This is a genomic window from Acidovorax kalamii (assembly GCF_002245625.1).
In the GTDB taxonomy this organism is placed as follows: domain Bacteria; phylum Pseudomonadota; class Gammaproteobacteria; order Burkholderiales; family Burkholderiaceae_C; genus Acidovorax; species Acidovorax kalamii.
Genome location: NZ_NOIG01000008.1, coordinates 1 through 22,090, shown reverse-complemented (window position 1 = coordinate 22,090; position 22,090 = coordinate 1). Strand labels below are relative to the sequence as shown.

General features: G+C 67.5%; 15 protein-coding genes. 7 read left to right on the top strand and 8 right to left on the bottom strand.

What is annotated here, in order from left to right:
- Window positions 1–34 precede the first annotated feature (34 nt).
- Both CBY09_RS11535 and def read right to left on the bottom strand, forming a co-directional pair.
- Window positions 35–514, bottom strand: coding sequence for a hypothetical protein (locus tag CBY09_RS11535; RefSeq protein WP_240515690.1), 480 nt, complete (start codon window positions 512–514; stop codon window positions 35–37).
- A 35-nt stretch (window positions 515–549) separates the two neighbouring features.
- A complete protein-coding gene (gene def, locus CBY09_RS11530; protein ID WP_094289663.1) occupies window positions 550–1,059 on the bottom strand; it encodes a peptide deformylase in 510 nt (169 codons plus the stop codon).
- Between the two features lie 199 nt (window positions 1,060–1,258).
- Here def and CBY09_RS11525 point away from each other — a divergent pair, with 199 nt between their 5' ends.
- Window positions 1,259–2,470: a LysM peptidoglycan-binding domain-containing protein gene (locus CBY09_RS11525; protein WP_094289661.1), complete on the top strand. Its 1,212-nt coding sequence runs from the start codon at window positions 1,259–1,261 to the stop codon at window positions 2,468–2,470.
- Window positions 2,471–2,553: 83 nt separating this feature from the next.
- Window positions 2,554–3,732, top strand: a complete 1,179-nt coding sequence (gene dprA, locus CBY09_RS11520; RefSeq protein ID WP_094289659.1) for a DNA-processing protein DprA — start codon at window positions 2,554–2,556, stop codon at window positions 3,730–3,732.
- A gap of 71 nt (window positions 3,733–3,803) precedes the next feature.
- Here dprA and CBY09_RS11515 read toward each other — a convergent pair whose 3' ends face one another.
- From CBY09_RS11515 to CBY09_RS11495, 5 genes are all read right to left on the bottom strand, one after another.
- Window positions 3,804–6,158: a DUF1631 domain-containing protein gene (locus CBY09_RS11515; protein WP_094289657.1), complete on the bottom strand. Its 2,355-nt coding sequence runs from the start codon at window positions 6,156–6,158 to the stop codon at window positions 3,804–3,806.
- A gap of 17 nt (window positions 6,159–6,175) precedes the next feature.
- Window positions 6,176–7,126, bottom strand: a complete 951-nt coding sequence (gene secF / locus CBY09_RS11510) for a protein translocase subunit SecF (protein WP_094289655.1) — start codon at window positions 7,124–7,126, stop codon at window positions 6,176–6,178.
- Window positions 7,127–7,138: 12 nt separating this feature from the next.
- A complete protein-coding gene (gene secD / locus CBY09_RS11505) occupies window positions 7,139–9,022 on the bottom strand; it encodes a protein translocase subunit SecD (protein ID WP_094289653.1) in 1,884 nt (627 codons plus the stop codon).
- Window positions 9,023–9,159: 137 nt separating this feature from the next.
- The gene (gene yajC / locus CBY09_RS11500) at window positions 9,160–9,495 is read right to left on the bottom strand and encodes a preprotein translocase subunit YajC (protein ID WP_094289651.1); all 336 of its coding nucleotides are present in this window, start codon (window positions 9,493–9,495) and stop codon (window positions 9,160–9,162) included.
- Window positions 9,496–9,796: 301 nt separating this feature from the next.
- Window positions 9,797–13,372, bottom strand: coding sequence for an indolepyruvate ferredoxin oxidoreductase family protein (locus tag CBY09_RS11495; protein WP_094289649.1), 3,576 nt, complete (start codon window positions 13,370–13,372; stop codon window positions 9,797–9,799).
- Window positions 13,373–13,560: 188 nt separating this feature from the next.
- On the opposite strand from CBY09_RS11495, the gene CBY09_RS11490 reads away from it, so the two are divergent.
- The 5 genes from CBY09_RS11490 to CBY09_RS11470 all read left to right on the top strand — a co-directional run bounded on the left by CBY09_RS11490 (window position 13,561) and on the right by CBY09_RS11470 (window position 21,325).
- Complete coding sequence (locus tag CBY09_RS11490; protein WP_094289647.1) at window positions 13,561–14,046, top strand: Lrp/AsnC family transcriptional regulator; 486 nt, start codon at window positions 13,561–13,563, stop codon at window positions 14,044–14,046.
- A 387-nt stretch (window positions 14,047–14,433) separates the two neighbouring features.
- The gene (locus tag CBY09_RS11485) at window positions 14,434–17,445 is read left to right on the top strand and encodes a DUF2339 domain-containing protein (protein WP_094289643.1); all 3,012 of its coding nucleotides are present in this window, start codon (window positions 14,434–14,436) and stop codon (window positions 17,443–17,445) included.
- Window positions 17,442–18,935, top strand: a complete 1,494-nt coding sequence (locus CBY09_RS11480) for a DUF3999 domain-containing protein (RefSeq protein ID WP_094289641.1) — start codon at window positions 17,442–17,444, stop codon at window positions 18,933–18,935. The genes CBY09_RS11485 and CBY09_RS11480 overlap by 4 nt, the downstream gene beginning before the upstream one ends.
- 97 nt (window positions 18,936–19,032) lie before the next feature.
- The gene (locus tag CBY09_RS11475; RefSeq protein WP_094290183.1) at window positions 19,033–20,790 is read left to right on the top strand and encodes an MFS transporter; all 1,758 of its coding nucleotides are present in this window, start codon (window positions 19,033–19,035) and stop codon (window positions 20,788–20,790) included.
- 91 nt (window positions 20,791–20,881) lie between these two features.
- The gene (locus tag CBY09_RS11470; protein WP_240515689.1) at window positions 20,882–21,325 is read left to right on the top strand and encodes a hypothetical protein; all 444 of its coding nucleotides are present in this window, start codon (window positions 20,882–20,884) and stop codon (window positions 21,323–21,325) included.
- Between the two features lie 75 nt (window positions 21,326–21,400).
- On the opposite strand, the gene CBY09_RS11465 is transcribed toward CBY09_RS11470, so the two are convergent.
- Window positions 21,401–22,090, bottom strand: a 690-nt coding sequence (locus tag CBY09_RS11465; protein ID WP_133066281.1) for a DUF3482 domain-containing protein, incomplete at its 5' end; no start/stop codon positions are given.

Here is a 22,090-nt window from a genome sequence, read left to right as displayed (position 1 = left end):
CGGGTGTCTGAGGAGCGTTCAATGGCGCAACCGCTCAGTCGCGCGCATTGTCGAAAAAGGGGAGTTCGTCGGTGAACAGCACCTGCCGCACCACGCCCTGCCGGTCCAGGTGCACATGGGCCAGGCGCAGGTCTGAGTTCTGGCGGAAGCGGTAGGTCCAGATGTCGCCATCAAACCGCGCGACGCGCTCCACCCGCAAGGGGGGGCCAAAGCTGCGCTGCACATCGGCGGCGGTCCAGGTGCCGAGCGGAAGGCTCTCGAAACGCGCCTGGGTCAACACCTGTTCGTTGCGCAGCAGCCGACCACTGGCGTCGAAATCGAGGGCGTGGGCCTCAAAGCCTGCGGGCAGTTCGGAATAGAGCCACCGCTCGCCCTGCGCCAGCGCAAAGGTCGCGCTGGGCGGGCCCAGGCGGGTCCGCACGTCGGCGCGCAGTGCACCGGGCTGCTCGCGGGCAGGCAGCGCGCACCCGGCAAGGTGGATGAGCAGCGCCCCGAGCGCTGCCCGCGCCAGCACTCCGCCGCCCCGCAAGGCGCAGAGCGCTGGAGGCCTCACTCGCGGGCCTCCCGCTGCTGCTTGATCATCTTGGTCTTGATGCGGTTGCGCTTGAGGGGCGAGAGGTATTCCACAAACACCTTGCCCATCAGGTGGTCCATCTCGTGCTGGATGCACACGGCCAGCAGGCCGTCCGCCTCGATGACACGCGACTCGCCCTGGGCGTCGAGCGCCTTCACGTGCACAGCGTCAAAACGTTCCACGCCATCGTAGATGCCGGGGACGGACAGGCAGCCTTCGTCGTTCACATGCTTTTCTGCACTGGTCCAGACGAGTTCGGGGTTGATCAGCACCAGGGGCTGGTCGCGTTCTTCGGACACGTCGATCACCACCAGCCGTTCGTGCACGTCCACCTGGGTGGCGGCCAGGCCGATCCCATGGGCGTCGTACATGGTGGCCAGCATGTCGGCCACCAGCGCACGGATGCGGTCGTCCACCACCGCTATGGGGCGTGCGACCTTGTGGAGCCGGGGGTCCGGGTAACAGAGAATGGGAAGGATTGCCATGGCTGCAGGTAAAAGATGTCGCTATTTTCGCCACTTTTGCTGCCTGCCGCAGGGTTGCAGGCCAATAATCGTTGCCGAATCAAGGGCTTGAGCAGAGAATCTAAGAAGGTTTGTAACGTAGTTACCCGGGTGCCCGCATGCTGCAGGTGCCGGGTTGCCAGTGAGGGGGCGTTTCACAATGCATGAGAAAAGGAACAACATGACGGCATTCACCAGCGTGCGGCGGACCGCCCTGGGCGCGCTCACCATCATCGCTGGCGCCCTGCTGGTCATGCCGGCTCAGGCGCAAAACTACCCCATTTCCAGCGGCCAGCGCGCCACCGCGCAGCAGGTGTCCGAGCGGGGCGTGCCCCTGGAGGAGCTGGCGCCCAACGCGCCCGACAGCTACACCGTCAAGCGCGGTGACACGCTCTGGGGCATTTCGGGCATGTACCTCAAGCGCCCCTGGCGCTGGCCCGAGCTGTGGGGCATGAACCTCAAGGCCATTCCCAACCCGCACCTGATCTTCCCGGGCCAGACCCTGTATCTGGAAAAAGACGGTGGCTACGCCCGCCTGCGCACCAGCCGCCCCGGCACCACGGGCGAGCCCGAAACCGTGCGCGTGTCGCCGCGCACACGCAGCGACAGCCTGGTGGATTCAGCACTGCCGACCCTCAAACCCCACCTGATCGAACCCTTCCTGGTCGAGCCCCTGGTGGTGGACGAGCAAACGCTGCTGCGCGCCCCGCGGGTGATCGCCACGACCGACGAGCGCGTGTTGATGGGCGCGGGCGACCGCGTCTATGTGCGCGGTGACACCGCCTCGCCCATGCTGGCCGAGGCCGGGGAGCCGCGCTTCTACCGTGTTTTCCGCAACGCAGTGGCCCTCAAGGATCCGATGACGGGCGAGGTGCTGGGCTACGAGGCCCAGTACGTGGGCAAGGCCGAACTGGTGCGCGGTGAATCCTTCGAGGAAACGCCCAATGGCAAGGGCGGCTACAACGCCGAGTACGTGCCCGCCACCGTGGACCTGTCGGCCACCAAGGAAGAAGTCCAGGCCGGTGACCGTCTGCTGCCCGCACCTGCGCGCGCGTTCATGAGCTACACGCCGCGCGCCCCTGAGGTCGAGGTCGATGCGCGCGTGGTCTCCATCTACGGCAGCTCGGCCGTGGCTTATGGCGCCCAGAACCAGGTGGTGGCCATCAACATGGGTTCGGAAGACGGCGTGGAGCCCGGCCATGTGCTCAGCCTGATGACCAAGGGTGACCGCATCAAGGACACGACCGACAAGGCCAAGGCCATGGTCAAGCTGCCCAGCGAAATCAATGGCACGGCCATGGTGTTCCGCACCTTTGAGCGCGTGTCTTATGCGTTGCTCCTTGAAATCCGCAACGGCGTGCGCGTAGGCGATCGCCTCGTCAACCCCAAGTAAGTCGTGCACGCCTCCGTACGGAGGGGCCGCTGCTCTCGGCAGGAGGCTGCGGCACCAGACTGTGCGTGGGCGGCCTGAAACCCATGGACCATGAAGAGCTGGGGGCTTGGCTGCGTTTGACGCTGTCCCCTGGCGTGGGCAACGGCGCTGCGCGGCGGCTGCTTTCCCGCTTCGGGCTTCCGCAGGCGATTTTTCAGCAGCCCGAGGCGGCGTTGCAGCAATGTGTGACCAATGCCCAGGCGCGGGCTTTGTGTGAGATTCCTGCCGCCTGGCAGGCCTTGTGGGACACCACTGCCCAGTGGCTGTCCGGAGCGGGGCCCGAGGGCCCGGCACGCACCATCGTCACGCTGGGCGACGTCCGCTACCCGCAGTCCTTGCTGGACACGGAAGATCCTCCGTTGCTGCTGTACCTCACCGGCCCAGCACAGCTGCTCGCGCACCAGCCTTTTCCCAGCGACCGGTGTCTGGCAGTGGTCGGCAGCCGCAACCCGACCGCCCAGGGCGCAGAGAACGCCCGCTTGTTCTCGCGGGCATTGCACGGCGCTGGGCTGACCATCGTGTCGGGGCTGGCACTGGGCGTGGATGCAGCGGCACATGAAGGTGCACTGGATGCCTCTGTAGCAGACGTTTCGGCGGCAGCCACCATTGCCGTGGTGGGGACTGGCCTGGACCGGGTGTACCCCCGCAAGAACCTGGATCTGGCGCGCCGCATTGCAGCCCGGGGGCTGCTGGTCAGCGAGTACCCACTGGGAACGCCCCCGCTCGCGGCCAACTTCCCCAAGCGAAACCGCATCATCTCGGGCCTGTCCCAGGGGACATTGGTTGTTGAGGCCGCGCTCGCCTCGGGTTCCCTGATCACGGCCCGGATGGCGGTCGAGCAGGGCCGGGAGGTTTTTGCGATCCCGGGGTCCATCCATGCTCCCCAGTCGCGGGGCTGCCATGCACTGATCCGCCAGGGGGCCAAACTGGTCGAGTCGGCGCAAGATGTGCTGGAGGAGTTGCGGCTCCCGGCCACCACGGTACCGGGCTTGCCGGAGGCGCCCGCCGAAGAGGGGGCAGCGCTGGAGGAGCGCGCAGAAGCCGGGTCGGAAAACAACCCCGTGCTCACCGCGCTGGGGTTTGATCCTTTGGGCCTGGACGCCTTGGTGGCACGCACCGGCATGGACACGGCTTCCTTGCAGGTGATGCTGCTGGAGCTGGAACTGGATGGCCGCGTGGCGCGCCTGCCCGGGGGGCTGTTCCAGCGTCTGGGGCACGGCTGAAGCCGAAATCTTCAGGCCAGAGCGACGACGCCCCGGGCCCTTTGCCCGGGTGGCCAGAAACTGCTCTGCTGTCAGCCGAGCAAGCGTTCGGGGTTGGCGTCCAGCTTGGCCAGGGCGTCGCGCGTGGCGCGCAGGGTCAGGCCCTCTTCGTCCTGGGCCACGAGCAGGCCCGCCTGCAGGTAAGCGGCCAGGCGGCGCAGCTGGATCAGGTAGCTGCTGCCATCGACTGCTGCGAACAGGTGCAGCTGCTTGCGCTGGCTCTGCCAGGCGTACTGCACCTGGGTCGACGCGCCGTTGTGGTCCAGCGTGTACCAGGTGCCGGGCTGCAGCTCCTGCGCCCACACCACCATGGCGTCGTCCACCGGCGCGCCATTATCGGCCACCACATGGATGGACGAGGCATCAATGCCCAGCATCATTTCGATGTTGTCGGCGTTGAGCGGCATGTCGCCCAGGGTGGCGTCGCTCATGAAGTCTTCGAGGTTGGCCAGACGTTTGGCCATGGCCTCGATGTGCGCCTGCGGGATCGAGGCGGTTTTGGACAGGAAGGCATCCGCCAGCGTGTCGGTGAGGGTTTTGACCTGTATATCCTGCTCGGGCCCATTGACGCCGAGCAGCGCCAGGCCCTGGCGCAGGCGCTGCAGCAAGCCCGGCAGGTTCTGGATCACCTGGGCCCGGTCGCTGCGGTTGGGTTTGGCGCTGGCCGCCCAGACCAGGTCGGCTGCCGTGCGTTTGAACGCCACCGTGTCGGCATGCTGCGGGCCATCGCGCACGGCCGACAGGGCCAGCACCTCGGCCCAGGTCTTGAACAGGAACTCGCGGATTTCGTCGCGCACCGGCATGTCGCGCAGCATGGTGCGCAGCTCGATGGTGTACTGGATGGCCAGGGTTTCCCGCTGCTCCACCTGCTGGGCCACGCTGACAAGGCGGGAGGTGGCCTGCTTTTCGGTGAGGAACTTGGACAGAAATTTCTCGAACTCGTCGTACACGAGCTGGAACACCCGTCGGCCGGTTTCAGGGTACTGCTCGATCACCTGCACTACGCGGCGGATCTCTGTTTCCAGGGCGCTGCCGTTGATGCTGGTGGAGTCAAAGCCCAGCACACAGGCGCCCATGCGGTCGATCAGCTTGCGGGCGGGATGGTCGAGATTGCTGAAAAACTCGGGTTCTGCGAGCGCCACGCGCAGCACAGGCACCTGCAGGCGCGCAAACCACACGCGCACCGCCGGGGGAATACGGTCTTCGGCGAGGATGCTCTGGAACATCAGCGCCACCACCTCGATGATGGCCTTTTCGCCCGTGGTAGCGGCCTTTTTCTTGAGTTCCGTGGACCGCTCCCGCACCGTGCCCGCCAGCTGCACCACAGCGGCCGGGCTGTAGTCTTCTATCAGCGTGGCGACATTGGTGTAGAAGGTATCGGCATGCACGCGGTGGGCGGTGAGTGCATGGGCCAGCGCCGCCGACGCCGGCGGGGCGTTGACCATATCGAACCCGGTAGCGGGCTGGGTGAGCAGGCGGCGCAGTTGGCCCATGACCCCTTGCGCCCGCTGGCGGGCACGTGCGAGCGGGGTCATGCCCGTCGCGAAGGCGGTATGCATGCCATGCCCATGCCGGGGGTAGCCGGGCGGATACTGGGGCATTCGCGGCATCTGCGCCGGAAAGGGCGGGTTGCCGCGCGCTGCAGCCATGGCTTCACGGGTCTGCGCAAGGGCCTGCGATGCGAGGCCACCGGCGCCTGAATCGCTGCCGCCTGTGGCTGTCCCTCCGCTGGTGCGCCGCACCCGGGACTTCAGGTCCGTCTGCGGGGTGATGCCCTGCTCCACATAGAACACATTGACGGCTTGGTAATGCTTCTGGAGCAGATTGGCCAGGTCGCGCTGCAGAGGGTCCACCACGGTCTGCAGGTCGGTACGGGAGAGGCCGGATTCCACCCACTGCTCCACCAGCAGCAGGCACACGGTGTCGGGCCGAAGGATGTCGTTGCTGTCGAGTTCCTGGCCCTCCAGGGACTGGGTGCGCTGGCGCAGGGTGTCGAACTGGGGCCCAACCTGCTCAGTGATCGTCAGGGCCATGCGCGAGGCCAGGATCTTGTTTTCCACCACGTCGTCGCTGAGCAGCTCGAACTGGTTGCCGACAACCCCTCCGGCAAGGGGCCCCCGGGCGCTGATGGCATGGGGTGCCAGGGCTTCCTGCCAGGCCTTGGCCGTGCGCTGGGTCCAGGTGGCATGGAGCTGCTGGTACTGCATCCACGCATCCCGGCGCGATTGCATTTCGCGCGCCGTGCCCGTCTGGGCCATCAAGGCGGCCAGGAACTCCTGGACTGTCTTGCCCAACTCCGGGAGTCCGGAGCACAGGCCCTCTACGAACTTCTGGCGCGCCTGGCGGGCCAGGCGACGCTGTGGAACGGAAGAGGGCGTGGGCTGCATAAGCAGATATTAGCGGGTCAAACGGTCGCTCCGGCGTGGGGATCGTTGGGATCCCCTTCCTTTTTGGCAGGCTTGACAAGATCCTCGCGCTTGACCCCGAGCCACATGGCGATGGCGGCCGCGACAAACACCGAGGAATAGATGCCGAACAGAATCCCGATGGTCAGCGCCATCGCGAAGTAGTGCAGGCTGGGGCCCCCAAAAAAGAGCATCGACAGCACCATTGCTTCGGTCGAGGCGTGGGTGATGATCGTGCGGCTCATCGTGCTGGTGATGGCGTGGTCGATCACCTCGTGGGTGGTCATCTTGCGGTACCTGCGGAAAGCCTCGCGGATCCGGTCGAAGATCACCACCGACTCGTTGACCGAGTAGCCCAGCACGGCCAGCACGCCCGCCAGCACGGCCAGCGAGAACTCCCACTGGAAGAACGCGAAGAAGCCCAGGATGATCACCACGTCGTGCAGGTTGGCAATGATGGCTGCCACGCCGAACTTCCACTCGAAGCGGAAGGCCAGGTAGATCACGATGCCCACGACCACCATGGCCAGCGCCATGAGGCCGCCATGCACCAGCTCCTCGCCCACCTGCGGTCCCACAAATTCGGTGCGGCGCAGCGTGACTTCGGGGTCTGCCGCCTTCAGGGCGCCCAGAACCTGCTCGCTTTGCTGCGCAGAGGTCACGCCCTTCTGCACGGGCAGGCGGATCATCACGTCGCGCGCCGTGCCGAAGTTCTGCACCTGCACGTCGGTATAGCCCAGGCCGGAGACGGTCTCGCGGACCTTGGCCAGTTCGGCGGGCTGGCTGTAGGCCACTTCCATCACGGTGCCGCCCGTGAACTCCACCGACAGGTGCAGTCCGCGCGTGACCAGGAAGAACACGGCCAGTGCGAAGGTGATGAAGGAAATCGCGTTGAAGACCAACGCGTGCTTCATGAAGGGGATGTCTTTTCGGATGCGGAAGAATTCCATGGTCTTCCTCCTTTAGTTCGTCTTGGTCACGGAGGTACCGGCGTCGGGCTTCCACACCTGGCCGATCGACACGCTCTTGAGCTTCTTCTGGCGGCCGTACCACAGGTTCACCAGGCCACGCGAGAAGAACACGGCCGAGAACATGCTGGTCAGGATGCCGATGCAGTGCACCACGGCAAAGCCGCGCACCGGGCCGGAGCCGAAAGCCAGCAGCGCCAGGCCCGCGATCAGCGTGGTCACGTTCGAGTCCAGGATGGTGGCCCAGGCGCGTTCATAACCCGCGTGGATGGCCGCCTGCGGCGAGACCCCGTCGCGCAGCTCCTCGCGGATGCGTTCGTTGATCAGCACGTTGGAGTCGATGGCTACCCCCAGTGCCAGCGCCATGGCGGCAATGCCGGGCAAGGTCAGCGTGGCCTGCAGCATGGACAGGATGGCCAGCAGCAGCAGCACGTTTACGGCCAGTGCCACGGTAGAGAACACGCCGAACAGTGCGTAGTAGATGCACATGAAGACGGCAATCGCCACCATGCCCCAGACCACGCTGTGGATGCCGCGCTCGATGTTGTCGGCGCCCAGGCTGGGGCCGATGGTGTATTCCTCGATGATTTCCATGGGCGCAGCCAGCGAACCGGCGCGCAGCAGCAGCGCGGTGTCATTGGCCTCGGCCGTGGTCATGCGGCCGGAGATCTGCACGCGGCCACCGCCGATTTCGCTGCGGATCACGGGGGCCGTGACCACTTCGCCCTTGCCCTTTTCGAACAGCACGATGGCCATGCGCTTGCCGATGTTCTCGCGCGTGATGTCCTTGAAGATGCGCGAGCCCTTGGCGTCCAGCGTGAGGTTCACCGTGGGTTCCTGCGTCTGGCCGTCAAAGCCGGGCTGGGCGTCGGTCAGGTTCTCGCCGGTCAGGATGACCTGCTTCTTCACGATCACGGGCTGGCCGCTGCGTTCCAGATAGCGCTCGGAGCCAAACGGCACCGGGCCGCGGCCGGTTTCTGCAGCACGGGCTTCGGTGCCCTCGTCCACCAGGCGCACTTCCAGCGTGGCGGTGCGGCCCAGAATGTCCTTGGCCTTGGCAGTGTCCTGCACGCCGGGCAGCTGCACCACGATGCGGTCCAGGCCCTGCTGCTGGATCACCGGCTCGGCCACGCCCAGTTCGTTGATCCGGTTGTGCAGCGTGACGATGTTCTGCTTGAGGGCCTGCTCCTGCACGCGGCGTGTGGCCTCGGGCTTGATGGAGGCGCGCAGCTTGAATTCGGTGCCTTCGGGCGTGCTGGTGACCTGCAGGTCGGTGAACTGGTCGGCAATCAGGTTGCGGGTGGCTGTGAGCGTGGCTTCGTCGCGCACCTTGATGTCGATGTTCTGGCCTTCGCGGCTGATGCCACCGTGGCGGATGCTCTTGTCGCGCAGCGCGGTGCGGATGTCACCGGCATACGACTCGGCCTTCTTGGTCAGCGCGGCCTGCATGTCCACCTGCAGCATGAAGTGCACACCGCCACGCAGGTCCAGGCCCAGGTACATGGGGTTGGCGTGCAGGGCCTTGAGCCACAGCGGCGAGCGCGACACCAGGTTCAGCGCCACGATGTACGAGGCGTCGTTGGCATCGGGCACCAGGGCCTTCTGGATGGCGTCCTTGGCCTTGAGCTGGGTGTCGGGCGTGTCAAAGCGCGCACGCACCGAGTTGCCTTCCAGCGCCACAAAGTCGGGCGTGACGCCAGCGGCCTTGAGGGCCTCTTCCACCCGCTGCTGCACGGCGGTGTCCACCTTGACGGTGGCTTTGGCCGATGACACCTGTACGGCAGGGGCTTCGCCAAAGAAATTGGGCAGGGTGTACAAGGCCCCCACCAGCAGCACGATCACCAGGATCGCGTACTTCCAGACCGGATAACGGTTCATGTTTACGCCTTTTCCACGCCCTGCCAGCCGATGCCGTGCAAGGGCCGCCCCGCTGCGCTGGCCCCGCCGTCACCCGGTCTGCACGCAGCGCGAGCGACGGGAGGCGGTGTGCAGCGCCCGCAGGGGCTGTTCATTGATTACTTGACGGAGCCCTTGGGCAGGACCTGCACCACGGCGCTGCGCTGGATCTGCACTTCCACGTTGCTGGCGATCTCGATGTGCAGGAAGCCCTCGGACAGGCGAGTCACCTTGCCCAGAATGCCCCCGGCGGTGGCCACTTCATCGCCCTTGGCGATGGCGTCGATCATGGCGCGGTGTTCCTTCTGGCGCTTCATCTGGGGGCGGATCATGACGAAGTACAGCACCACAAACATGAGCACCAGGGGCAGCATGCCCGTGAGCGTGGACATCATGTCACCGCCACCAGCGGCTGCGGCAGGTGCGGTTTGGGCAAAAGCGGAAGAAATAAACACGGACTGGACTCCACAACGGATGGTCAAAATACACAAAAACCGCCAACGGCCAGCGCCAAAGCGCCCGCCAGGGCGGAACAGGACATTGTATGCGGCGCCCTGCCCGCGCCCCAAGGGGTAAGACCCAGGCCTGCGGCGGGTGTTTGCCCAGGCACACAGGTGCGGCAGACAGGGGGCGAAAAATCCATCAAAAATCGGCTTCTGCGCACATTTGATGAGCGCAGGTAGCTATGTTTTTGATAGTAAAAAGCCCGCGCAAGCGCGGGCTTTCTCCTTCAAGGTGCTGCTGGTTCGCAGAACTTCAAGCCGCCTGGCGCTGGCCGGTCGCCGCCTTGCCGCTGCGCCACTGGGCCATCAGGCCGTCCCACTTGGGACGCGCCGCTTTCAGGTGGCGCTCCTTCACATGGCCGTAGCCGCGGATCTCTTCGGGGATGCGCGCGATCTCCACGGCCAGGGCCAGGTTGTCGGTGTTCAGGCGGGCCAGCAGCTCGTCGATGCAGGCGCGGTACTCGACGATCAGCGCGCGCTCCATGCGGCGCTCCTCGGTCTTGCCGAAGATGTCCAGTGCCGTGCCGCGCAGGCCCTTCATCTTGGCCAGTAGGCCGAACGCGCTTCGCATCCAGGGGCCGAAGGGCTGCTTGACCAGCTCACCCTTGTCGTTCTTCTTGGCGGTCAGGGGTGGCGCGAGGTGGTGCACCAGCTTGTAGTCGCCTTCGAACATGTTGGCGATCTTGTCGGTGAAGGCCTGGTCGGTGTGCAGGCGCGCCACCTCGTACTCGTCCTTGTAGGCCATGAGCTTGAACAGGTAGCGGGCCACGGCCTCGGACAACTTCGTGCTGGTGCCCAGTTTCGCTTCCGCTGCCTTCACCTTTTCGACGAAGGCCTGGTACTCAGAGGCGTAGGCCGCGTTCTGGTAGCCGGTGAGGAACTCGACGCGCTTGGCCACCATCTCGGCCAGCGAAGGTTTCTTCACGAACTGGATCACCTGCGCCGCCTGGAACAAGGCCTGCACGGCCGCCAGGTCGTGCGCGCAGCGACGGCCCCATTCAAAGGCGGCCTTGTTGTTCTCGACCTGCACGCCGTTCAATTCCATGGCGCGCATCAGTGATGCGTGGGTGAGCGGCACGCGGCCCTTTTGCCAGGCGTAGCCCAGCATCAGCGGGTTGGTATAGATGCTGTCGCCCAGCAGCTGGGTGGCCACCTGTTCGGCATCGAAGCTGCCGACGCCACCCGCGCCCACGGCGGTGGCAATGGCTGCATCGCAGTTGCCGCCAGGGAACTGCCAGTCCGGGTTGTTCACAAACGCTGCCGTGGGCGTGCTGTGGGTGTTGAGCGCCACAAAGGTGCGGCCGGGCTGCATCACGGCCAGGGTGTACTTGTGCGCGGCCACGATGGCGTCGCAGCCGATCACCAGGTCGGCCTTGGCGGTATCGACCTTGGTGGTGTAGATGGCGTCGGGCCGGTTGGCGATCTGGATGTGGCTCCAGGTAGCGCCGCCCTTCTGGGCCAGCCCCCCGGCGTCCTGCGTGATCACGCCCTTGCCGTCCAGGTGCGCGGCCATGCCCAGCAGCGAGCCGATGGTGATCACGCCCGTGCCGCCCACGCCGCCGACCACGATGCCCCAGGCGCTTTCGGCCACGGGCAGCACGGGCTCGGGGATGTTGGGCAGCGACGAGAGGTCGCCCTTCTTCTCCTTCTTGGGCTTCTTGAGCTTGCCGCCTTCCACCGTCACAAAGCTCGGGCAGAAGCCGTTGACGCAGGAATAATCCTTGTTGCAGGTGCTCTGGTTGATGCGGCGCTTGCGGCCGAATTCGGTCTCCACCGGCTCCACGGAGAGGCAGTTGGACTTGGTCGAGCAGTCGCCGCAGCCCTCGCACACCAGCTCGTTGATGACCACGGTCTTGTCGGGCGTGGCCAGGGTGCCGCGCTTGCGGCGGCGGCGCTTTTCGGTGGCGCAGGTCTGGTCGTAGATGATGACCGTGCAGCCCTTGATCTCGCGGAACTGGCGCTGCAGCGTGTCGAGTTCGTCGCGGTGGTGCACCGTCACGCCCTCGGCCAGCGCCACGCCGTCGTACTTCTGCGGCTCATCGGTCACGATGATCAGCTTGGCCACGCCCTCGGACTTCAGGCTGTTCATGATCTGCAGCACCGAGTGGCCCTCGGGCCGCTCACCCACGGTCTGGCCGCCGGTCATCGCCACCGCATCGTTGTAGAGCACCTTGTAGGTGATGTTCACGCCCGCCGCGATGCTCTGGCGGATGGCCAGCAGGCCGCTGTGGAAGTAGGTGCCGTCGCCCAGGTTGGCAAAGATGTGCGCGTCGGTGGTGAAGGGCTGCTGGCCCACCCAGGTCACGCCCTCGCCGCCCATCTGCGTGAAGGTGCTGGTCTTGCGGTCCGGCATCCAGTTGACCATGTAGTGGCAGCCAATGCCGGCCACGGCGCGCGAGCCTTCGGGCACGCGGGTGCTGGTGTTGTGCGGGCAGCCGCTGCAGAACCAGGGCGTGCGGTCGCCGGTTTCCACTTTCAGCTCGGCCATGCCGCGCTCGGCGGCCTCAATCACGGCCAGGCGTGCGTCCATGCGGGCCACCACGTCGTCCGGCACGCCCAGCTTCTTCAGGCGCTTGGCGATGGCCTTGGCGATGATGGCCGGCGTGAGGTCGGCCTTGGCGCGCAGCAGCCAGTTCTGGCTGGGGTTGGGCATGCTCCACTCGCCGCCCGTCGCATCGCCCTCGGGCTCATCGAATTTGCCCAGCACATTGGGGCGCACATCGGGGCGCCAGTTGTACAGCTCTTCTTTCAGCTGGTATTCGATGACTTGGCGCTTTTCCTCGACCACCAGAATCTCTTGCAGGCCCTGCGCAAAGTCGCGGGTGATGGTGGCTTCGAGCGGCCACACCACATTGACCTTGTGCACGCGGATGCCCAGCTGGCGGCAGGTGTCGTCGTCCAGGCCCAGGTCCACCAGCGCCTGGCGCATGTCGTTGTAGGCCTTGCCGCTGGCGATGATGCCGAAGCGGTCCTGCGGGCCTTGCACCACGTTGTAGTTGAGCTTGTTGGCGCGGATGTACGCCAGGGCCGCGTACCACTTGTAGTCCATCAGGCGCGCTTCCTGCTCCAGCGGCGCGTCGGGCCAGCGGATATGCAGGCCGCCGGGCGGCATCACGAAGTCCTCGGGCAGGATGATCTTCACGCGGTCCGGATCGATGTTGATGCTGCTCGACGACTCCACCACCTCCTGAATGGTCTTCATGCCCGACCACACGCCCGAGAAGCGGCTCATGGCAAACGCGTGCAGGCCCATGTCCAGAATCTCTTGCACGCTGCTCGGGAAGAACACCGGCGTGCCGCAGGCCTTGAAGATGTGGTCGCTCTGGTGTGCGGCCGTGCTGCTCTTGCTGATGTGGTCGTCGCCCGCAATCGCGATCACGCCGCCGTGCTTGGCGGTGCCCGCCATGTTGGCGTGCTTGAACACGTCCGAGCAGCGGTCCACGCCCGGGCCCTTGCCGTACCAGATGCCGAACACGCCGTCGAACTTCTTGCTCTGCGGGTACAGGTCGAGCTGCTGCGTGCCCCACACGGCCGTGGCGCCCAGTTCTTCGTTCACACCGGGTTGGAAGACGATGTTGTTGGCCGCCAGGTGCTTCTTGGCCGCCCAGAGCGCCTGGTCATACGTGCCCAGCGGGGAGCCCCGGTAGCCGCTGATGAAACCCGCCGTGTTCAGCCCGGCCACGGCATCGCGCTGGCGCTGCAGCATGGGCAGGCGCACCAGGGCCTGCACCCCGCTCATGAAGGCCCGGCCGTGGTCCAGGGAATATTTGTCGTCGAGCGTGACGGTTTCCAGCGCCTTGCGGACGGATTCGGGCAACGGGGCATTCATGGCTATGTCTCCAATGGCTTCTTTGTGGGGCCGGGCCTTGTGGGCCGGTGGGGCAGGAGCCATCCGCCCGTTTAGGGCGGCGGCTCCAATGTGGAGGTAAGTGTATGTCTGCGCCGCTGATATGTCTTTGCTTTGTGTGCCGTGTTTAGGCTATTCTGAGAAAGGATCTTTCTCTTTTCCGCCATTTTGTGAACACTCTCGACAAATTCGATATCGCCATCCTCAACGAGCTGCAGGCTGACGCGCGCCTGACGAATGCCGAGCTGGCCCAGCGCGTGGGCCTGTCGGCCGCGCCCTGCTGGCGCCGCGTGCGGGCCCTGGAGGAGCAAGGCTTCATCAAGGGCTACCGCGCCGAGATCGACCGGCACAAGATTGGGCTGGGGGTGCTGGCCTTTGTGCGGCTCGATGCCGACCGCAGCACCGGCAACCTCACACGCAAGATGGAGGAAGCCATTCGCCAGATCCCCGAGGTCGTGTCCTGCCACTACATCAGCGGCACCGGCACCTTCGAACTGCAGGTGGTGGCGCGCGACCTGGACAGCTTTTCGCAGTTCGCGCGCGACGTGCTGCTGAACCTGCCCAATGTGAAAGACATGCACACCAGCTTCTCGCTGGGCGAGGTGAAGGCCAGTGGGGCGCTGCCACTCACGCACCTGGCGCGGGTTAAAGGATAATTGCTACTAATTTAATAGCTATTGTGGCTTGATGGACGGGCGCAGAGGCCAGTTTTGGCCTCAAATCCGGGCAGCACAAGCCCCTCCCGGGGCAAGGGGCGCGATGTGGCTGGGCGCCCTGCAGCAAGGTAACAAGGCGTTAGGGCATGGTTCCTGCGCAGGGTGTGCTGTATAAGCCTGCGGAACCACAGCGGGGCTGCCAAGCTGCCGCACGCAACCTCTCCGCCACGCGCCTGCAAGGCCCTGCACCTCGTGTCCCTGACCGGGGTGTTGGTTCGCAAGGCGGCTGCGCGAGCGGTTGCCGGTGGGTCTACCAATACGACGGCTCCTTTCGCGCAAAGCCCCAGGGCCTGCCGACCGGAGCCTAAAAAAGAGGGCGAGGGCGGCATGATCATCTGGGGCATTTTCTGGGGCGCGGTGCTGGGCTCGTGGTTCGGCGGCTACGGCGATTTCGGGCCGTTTGTGGGCGGCATTCTGGGCTTTTTCGCCGGGCTGTCGCTGCGCTGGGCGATCCGCTCGGCCATCCGCACCGAGCTGCAGGCGCACGCCACCAAGGCCACCGCCCAGCCCACGCGGGCACCGCAGGCGGCGGCGGTTGCCGAAGACCGGCCTGAGGCGGCGGCGCCCGTGCCGCAAGGGCCCGTGCCACACGCACCCCCTTCACCACCTACCCCCAGCGACAACCCCCGGGATGCGGACGACGCTTTCTGGACTGGCGAACTCACGTCCCAAGGCCTGCCGCGCGTCCCGTCGGTGGCCCCGGCGGCGGCCCCGGTAGCCGCCCGCATGGATGCGCCTGACGCGCCTGCTGCGCTCGCCGAGTCCCGGAAGACAACAACCCAGCCCGCCCAACCCAACCCCGTCGAGCTGGCCGTGCTTGCAGCCAAGAACTGGCTCCTGGGCGGCAACACCATCGTGCGTGTGGGCCTGGTGATTCTGTTCATCGGCCTGTCCTTCCTTGCGCGCTACGCCGCCTCGGCAGGGCTGTTGCCGGTGGAGTTCCGCCTGGCGGCGGTTGCAGCGGTGGGCATTGCGCTGCTGGGGGTGGGTTTCCGCAAGCGCACCGACAAACCCGGCTTTGCGCTGGCCCTGCAGGGCGGCGGCGTGGCGGTGATGTACCTCACCGTGTTTGCGGCCTTCCGGCTCTATGGGCTGCTGCCGCCGCTCTGGGCCTTCGGGCTGATGATCGCGGTCTGCGCGGCCAGCTGTGCGCTGGCGCTGCTGCAGGATTCGCGCGCGCTCGCGGTGGCGGCGTTCGCCGGCGGCTTCGCTGCGCCCATCCTGCTGTCCACAGGCCAGGGCAGCCACGTGGGCCTGTTCAGCTACTACACCCTGCTCAACCTGGCGATTCTCTTCATCGCCCACAAGCGCTCCTGGCGCGTGCTCAACGTGGTGGGTTTTGTCGCCACCTTCGGCGTGGCCACGGCCTGGGGGGCGCTCAAATATGTGCCCGATCACTACGCCAGCACGCAGCCCTTTCTCGCTGGCTTTGTGCTGATCTACTTGTTCACAGCCATCCTCTATGCGCGCAACACGCCCACGAAGCTGGGCAAGACGGTGGACAGCATGCTGGTCTTCGGCACGCCGCTGGTGGGCTTTGGGCTGCAGGCCGGGCTGGTGCAGCCGTTTGAGCTGGGCGCGGCCTTCTCGGCACTCGCCTTTGCGGCGGTCTACCTGCTGACCGCGACCATGCTGGCGCGCCGCGCGCAAGCCAGCTGGCGCCTGCTCACCGAATGTTTCATTGCCATCGGCGTGGGTTTTGCCACGCTGGCCGTGCCGCTGGCGCTGGATGCGCAGTGGACCTCGGCGGTGTGGGCGCTCGAAGGCGCGGGCGCCTTCTGGGTCGGCATGCGCCAGGCGCGCTGGATGCCGCGTGCCTTTGGCCTGGTGCTGCAGGTCGTGGCCATGCTGGCGTTCATGGGTGGCGTGGACGGTGGTGGCCTGCAGGTCTCGCCCCTGCCGCTGGCCAACCCGGCCTTCCTGGGCGCGATGCTGATTGCGTTGCCCGCGCTGCTGCTGGCCTGGTGGCTGCGCCAGCCGCTGCCCCACAGCGGTTCGGCCTGGGCCCAGGGCTATGCCCGGGTGGAGGTGCTGCTGCCCAACCCGGCCTACCTCTACGGCTTTGTCTTCTGGTGCCTGGCCTGGTGGCTGGAGATCACGCGCAGCGTGCCAGCCACCGAGGCGAATCAGTGGCCCGTCCCGGTGTTCTCGGGCCGCGTTGCCGAACTGCTGGGCATGCTGGCCGTGGTGCTCAGCGCCGCGCTGTCGATGGTGCTCGGCCTGCGCACGCGCTGGGCCGTGGCCACCTGGCCTGCGCGCGCCACCATCGGCGTGCTGGCGCTGGGTTTTGTCGCGCAGGTGGTGGACGGCCACCGCGTGCTGACTACGCCCGCCTGGGCCGTGTGGCCCATCGTGCTGGCGCTGCATGGGTGGATGCTGTGGCAGACCGATCGCTGGCAGGCGGCGGGCGCTGAGGGCCCGTCCGCCCACAGCGCGCCGCGCTTCGGTTGGTTCCACGCCGCCACGGCCTGGCTGGTGACCTTGCTGCTGGCCGACTGCCTCTGGTCCGGCATTGGCAAGGCCGAGCTGTGGCGCACCTCGTGGGCCGGTGTGGTCCTGCTGGTCAGCGCGATTGCGGTGCTGATGCTGCTCGCGCTCTGGGCGGGCCGTGGCAACCAGCCTGCGGCACGCGCGGCGCTGCCCTGGCCGTTGAACCCCCATGCCGAGGCCTACTACTGGTTGGCGGCTCTGCCTCTTGCGGTGCTGGTGTTCGGGGGCGCGCTGCTGGCCGCCGTGCATTCGTCCGGACACACGGCGCCGCTGCCTTACATCCCTTTGCTTAACCCCACCGACCTCACGCTCGCGCTCGCGCTGGGCGGTCTGGTGTTCTGGCGGCGGGTGCTGCTCGCAGCGCTGCCGCCCCCGGTCCGCTCGGGCGGGGTCACCGGGCGCCATGCGCTGGTGGCCTTGGCGCTGCTCGCGTTCATCGTGATCAACACCGTGTGGCTGCGGGTAGCCCACCACTTCTTTGGCGTGCGCTGGGATGCCTCGGCGCTGTTCAACAGCTTTGTGGTGCAGACCGGCTACGCCATCCTGTGGACGCTGCTGGCACTTACCATGATGGTGCTGGCGCACCGCCGTGCGCAGCGGCCGTTGTGGCTGGTGGGCGCGTGCCTGCTGGGCGTGGTGGTGGTCAAGCTGCTGCTGATCGATCTGTCCAACGCGGGGGGGGCCGAACGCATCATTGCCTTTATCGCCGTGGGCGTGCTCATGCTGGTGGTGGGCTACTTTGCGCCTTTACCGCCCAAGTTAACTCCCAAGTTGCCACCCAAGGCAGCCGCCCCTGCGGAGCCTGCCGCGCCACCGCTGGCGCCGTCGCAACCAGAGACACTGCCATGAAGAAGCCTGTCGCCCTGAACCTGCCCCTAGTGCTGGCCGCAGCCGCCCTATCCCTGTGCGCCGGTGTGGCCCAGGCGGCGGCCGATGCCAACAGCCCTGCGGCCTACGCCATCCGCATCCCCGTCACGCTCGCGGCCGATGCGCCGCTGCAGCGCGTGATGCTGCCCGCCGAGGTGCTGGTGCGCCTGCAAAGCCCGGGCTATGCCGATGTGCGCCTCTTCAACGGCGCGGGCCAGCCCGTGCCGATGGCCCTGGCCGGTGTGGCGGCGGCCAGCGCGCCCGAGGAATCGGTGACCCTACCCGCGTATCCCATCCTGGGCGCCGCCAGCACGGGCACGGCCGGGCTGGAGGGGCTGTCGCTGCGCATCGAGGAGCGCCAGGGCCAGCGTGTGGTGCAGATCGACACGGCCGCCACGACCACCACGGCAGGCCCTGCCACCCCGCAAGCCGTGCGCGGCGCGCTGCTCGACGCGCGCAATGTGCAGCTGCCCGTGGCCCGCATAGCCCTGGACGCCGATCTGCCTGCGGGCCAGCCCGTGACGTTCCGGGTGCAGGCCAGCAAGGACCTCAAACATTGGCAGCCGCTGACCGAGACCGTGCTCTACCGTGCCGACGCTGCAGCGGCACCCACGGTGTCCACTGCGCCAGGCCGCCTGGGAAACGAGCAGATCGACCTGCAGCGCGCCGATCTGAAGGGCCACTACCTGCGCGTGACCTGGGGCGACGCTGCAGTCACCCTGCGTGGCGCCGCGCTGGCCACCGCGCGCAGCACGGGCCCGCGCGAGCGCGTCAGCGCCAGCATGGCCGCGCCCGCCCTGGCCAACCCGCGCGAGCTGGTGTTTGCGCTGCCGTTTGCCACGCCGGTCGCCGCGCTCGCCATCACGCCGCCCGGCAGCAATGTGCTGATTCCGGTGCGCGTGCTGGGCCGCAACCACCGCGAGCAGCCCTGGTCGCCACTGGCCAGTGCCGTGGTCTACAAGATGGCAACCGGCGGCAAGGAGCAGGCCAGCGGGCCCGTGGAGCTGGGCGGCGCCTCGGTGCGCGAGATCAAGATCGAAGCCGACCCCAAGACCCCCGGTTTTGCTGCCGCGCCCGCTTTGGCGCTGCAGTTCGAGCCCGCGCAGCTGGTGTTCCTGGCCAGCGGACAGGGGCCCTTCACGCTGGCGGCCGGGCTGCCCGGGGCCACGGCGGCGGCCAGCGCCTTCCTGCCCCTGGCCAGCCTGGTGCCGGGCTACCAGCCCGCGAAGGAGAACCAGCTGCCCGTGGCGCTGGCCGATGTGGCCCGGGCCGACATCACCGGCGGCCAGCCCGCAGACGGCGCGATGGTGCCCGCTGCGGCGGCCAGCGGCGGTATCTCCACGCGCAGCGCCGTGCTGTGGGGCGTGCTGCTGGCGGGCGTGGCGGCACTCGGACTCATGGCCTGGCTGCTGCTGCGGCAAACCAAACAGGCGGGCCACCAGGCCCCGGCTGCGCCGACCGATGCGGCGTGACGAGACGTGAAAAGGCGCGATGTTTGGCGCAGGCCCGCAGTGGGCTATTGGGCGCTGGGCCACCACGGCCGCGCCAACCGTCGCACAATGCGCAGACATGCCGCCATTGCCGTCCCACGAAAGCACGCGCAGCGTTGCGCCCCCGCCCTCCCCTGATGCCCCGGACCTGAGCCCGGGCGCCCCGCCGCAAAGCGATGCGGCTGCAGACCGTGCCGCGCGTGCGGATCTGGCGCATGGCACCGAAGAGTCCGTTGCCGCCCAGTTGGGGGACAGCGCGGCGCTGAACCAGGCGGCTTCGCTCTCACCGTTTGCTCCCTTGTCGGTGCCCGTGTTCCGCATGCTCTGGCTCACCTGGGTGGCGGCCAACACCTGCATGTGGATGAACGACGTGGCGGCCGCCTGGCTCATGACCACGCTCACCACCTCGCCCGTGCTGGTGGCGCTGGTGCAGACCGCTTCCACGCTGCCGGTGTTCCTGCTGGGCCTGCCCAGCGGCGCGCTGGCCGACATCCTGGACCGGCGCCGCTACTTCATCGCCACGCAGTTCTGGGTGGCGGCCGTGGCGCTGGTGCTGTGTGTGGCCATCCTGGCCGGGGGCATGACGGCGCCGCTGCTGCTGGCGCTGACCTTTGCCAACGGCATTGGCCTGGCCATGCGCTGGCCGGTGTTTGCGGCCATCGTGCCCGAGCTGGTCAGCCGCCCGCAGCTGCCCGCCGCGCTGGCACTCAACGGGGTGGCCATGAACGCCTCGCGCATCATCGGCCCTCTGCTGGCGGGCGCCATCATCGCCAGCGCGGGCAGTGCCTGGGTGTTTGTGCTCAACGCCGTGCTGTCCCTCATTTCCGGCTTCACCATCATGCGCTGGAAGCGGGTGCACACGCCCAGCCCGCTGGGGCGCGAAAAGCTGACCAGCGCCATGCGCGTGGGCCTGCAGTTTGTGCGCCAGTCGCCGCGCATGCGGGCCGTGCTGTGGCGCATCTCCATCTTCTTTCTGCACGCCACCGCGCTGCTGGCCCTGCTGCCGCTGCTCGCCAAGGGGCTCGAAGGCGGCGGCGCGGGCACCTTCACGCTGCTGCTGGCCAGCATGGGCGCGGGCGCCATCACGGCGGCCATGTTCCTGCCGCGCCTGCGCCAGGCCATGGCGCGCGATGTGCTGGTGATCCGCGGCACGGCGCTGCAGGCCGCCGCCACGGGCGTGATGGCCGTGGCGCCCAATGTGTACGTGGCCGTGCCCGCGATGTTCGTGGCGGGCATGGCGTGGATCACCACGGCCAACTCGCTCAGCGTGTCGGCCCAGCTCGCGCTGCCCAACTGGGTGCGCGCGCGCGGCATGTCCATCTACCAGATGTCCATCATGGGCGCCACCGCGCTGGGCGCCGCCGTGTGGGGCCAGGTGGCCACGGTCACCGATGTGCATGTGAGCCTGGGCATTGCCGCCGCCACCGGCGTGGTGGCCATGCTGCTGGTGCAGCGCCTGGTGGCCGACCGCAGCATGGAGGAGGACCTGAGCCCCTCACGCGCCTTCAAGGCCCCGGTGGCCGACACACCGCCCGGATCGGGGCACCTGGTGGTCACCATCGAATACTTCATCGACCCCGCCCGCGCCGCCGAATTCCGCGCCGTGATGCAGGAAAGCCGCCGCAGCCGTCTGCGCCAGGGCGCCCTGGGCTGGCAGCTGCTGCACGACATCAGCCAGCCCGCGCGGTATGTGGAGCGCATCGAGGATGAGTCGTGGACCGAGCACCTGCGGCGGTTTGACCGCGTGACGGCCTCGGACGTGGCGCTGCGCGACCGCAAGCTGGCCTTCCATGTGGGCGATGCGCCGCCGCGCGTGACGCGGTGGACGGTGGAATAGGCGCCTGCCTGTAGGGGGCCTCCCCGGCTTCGCCTACCATGGCGGCCTTCCCAGCCTGACCGCGTGCCCTTGGCGGGCCCGCCCCTTCCGCATGCCGAGCTATCTGCGTTCTGTCCTCTGGACCCTGGCCCTCGGGGCCCCTGCCATCCATGCCGCCGCCCCCGATCCCGCCCTGCTTGGCTGCTGGCGCGCCACCAAGATCGTGCTGCACACGCCGGATGGCGAGAAGGCTGAAGACAGCTCGGGCCGCTGCACGCTGCAGTTCAAGGACGACCAGTTCGACTCCGTCTGCAAGACCACCAGCGGTGTGTCCACCACCACCTACCGCTACCAGGTGGTGCGGCCCCAGGTGTATGCGGCCACCATGGCCAGCAGCAGTTTTCGCACCGAGATGGTGGGCTCGACGCGTGAATACGAATACCGCCTCGACGGCGACCGGCTGCGCACCGTGACCGTGCCCCCGGCCATGGCGTTTGCGGCGGCGGCTGCGGCCCCCCGCGTGGAGACTGAGGCGGCCCGGGTGGCCTGCCCGTAAAGGCAGTGGATAACTCCTGTTTTGATAGCTAACAAGGCAATACCAACAGGCGTTAGTGGCCAAAAAGGCCATTAGTCAAACCACCGGTGGGCTTGCGGGGGCGGCGCCAGCCCCCTCTGCCGCACAACTGCGTTGAAGGATCCCCATCAGCACCGTGCGCAACAGCGGCGTCAGGGCCTCAGCGTTTGGGCCGTCCTGCAGCGCGGCAGCCAGCGCCGCGCCATGGGCGGCCACCGTGCCGGTGACCTCGGCGTGCCAGCGCGCGGCCCTGGGGGCAGCATCGCCCGGCGGCATGCGCTGCTGGTGGGCGATGGCAAGGTAGTGGCTGCAGGCCGCTTCGGCGGCGTGTTGCAGCAGGTCCTGCCGCCCTTCGTCTTTCTTCTGCAGCGATCGCACCACCCAGGCCGTGGTGCCGCCCAGCAGCGCGCCCAGGGCTGTGCCTGCGCCCAGGGTCAGGCCGCCCGTGCCCAGGTCGATCAGTGCGCCCGCCTTGGCCCCGGCGGCAGCGCCCGCTGCGGCCCCGGCTGAGGTGCCCAGGGCCAGGGCTGTGCCGTCGATGCGGCGCGGCGCGGGCAGCGGTGGGGCCAACTGCGCCGACGGCATGGCAGGCGCGGCGGGCTCGCCATGCAGGGCGCGCAGCGTGGCGTCCAGCGCGCGCACCTGGTCTGCGTACTGCGCAGCGGCGGCATCTGGCGGCAGGCGGGTGAGTGCGGCGCAGGCGCGCAGGTGCTGCGCCAGCGCCTGCAGGGCCTGGCCAAAACGCAG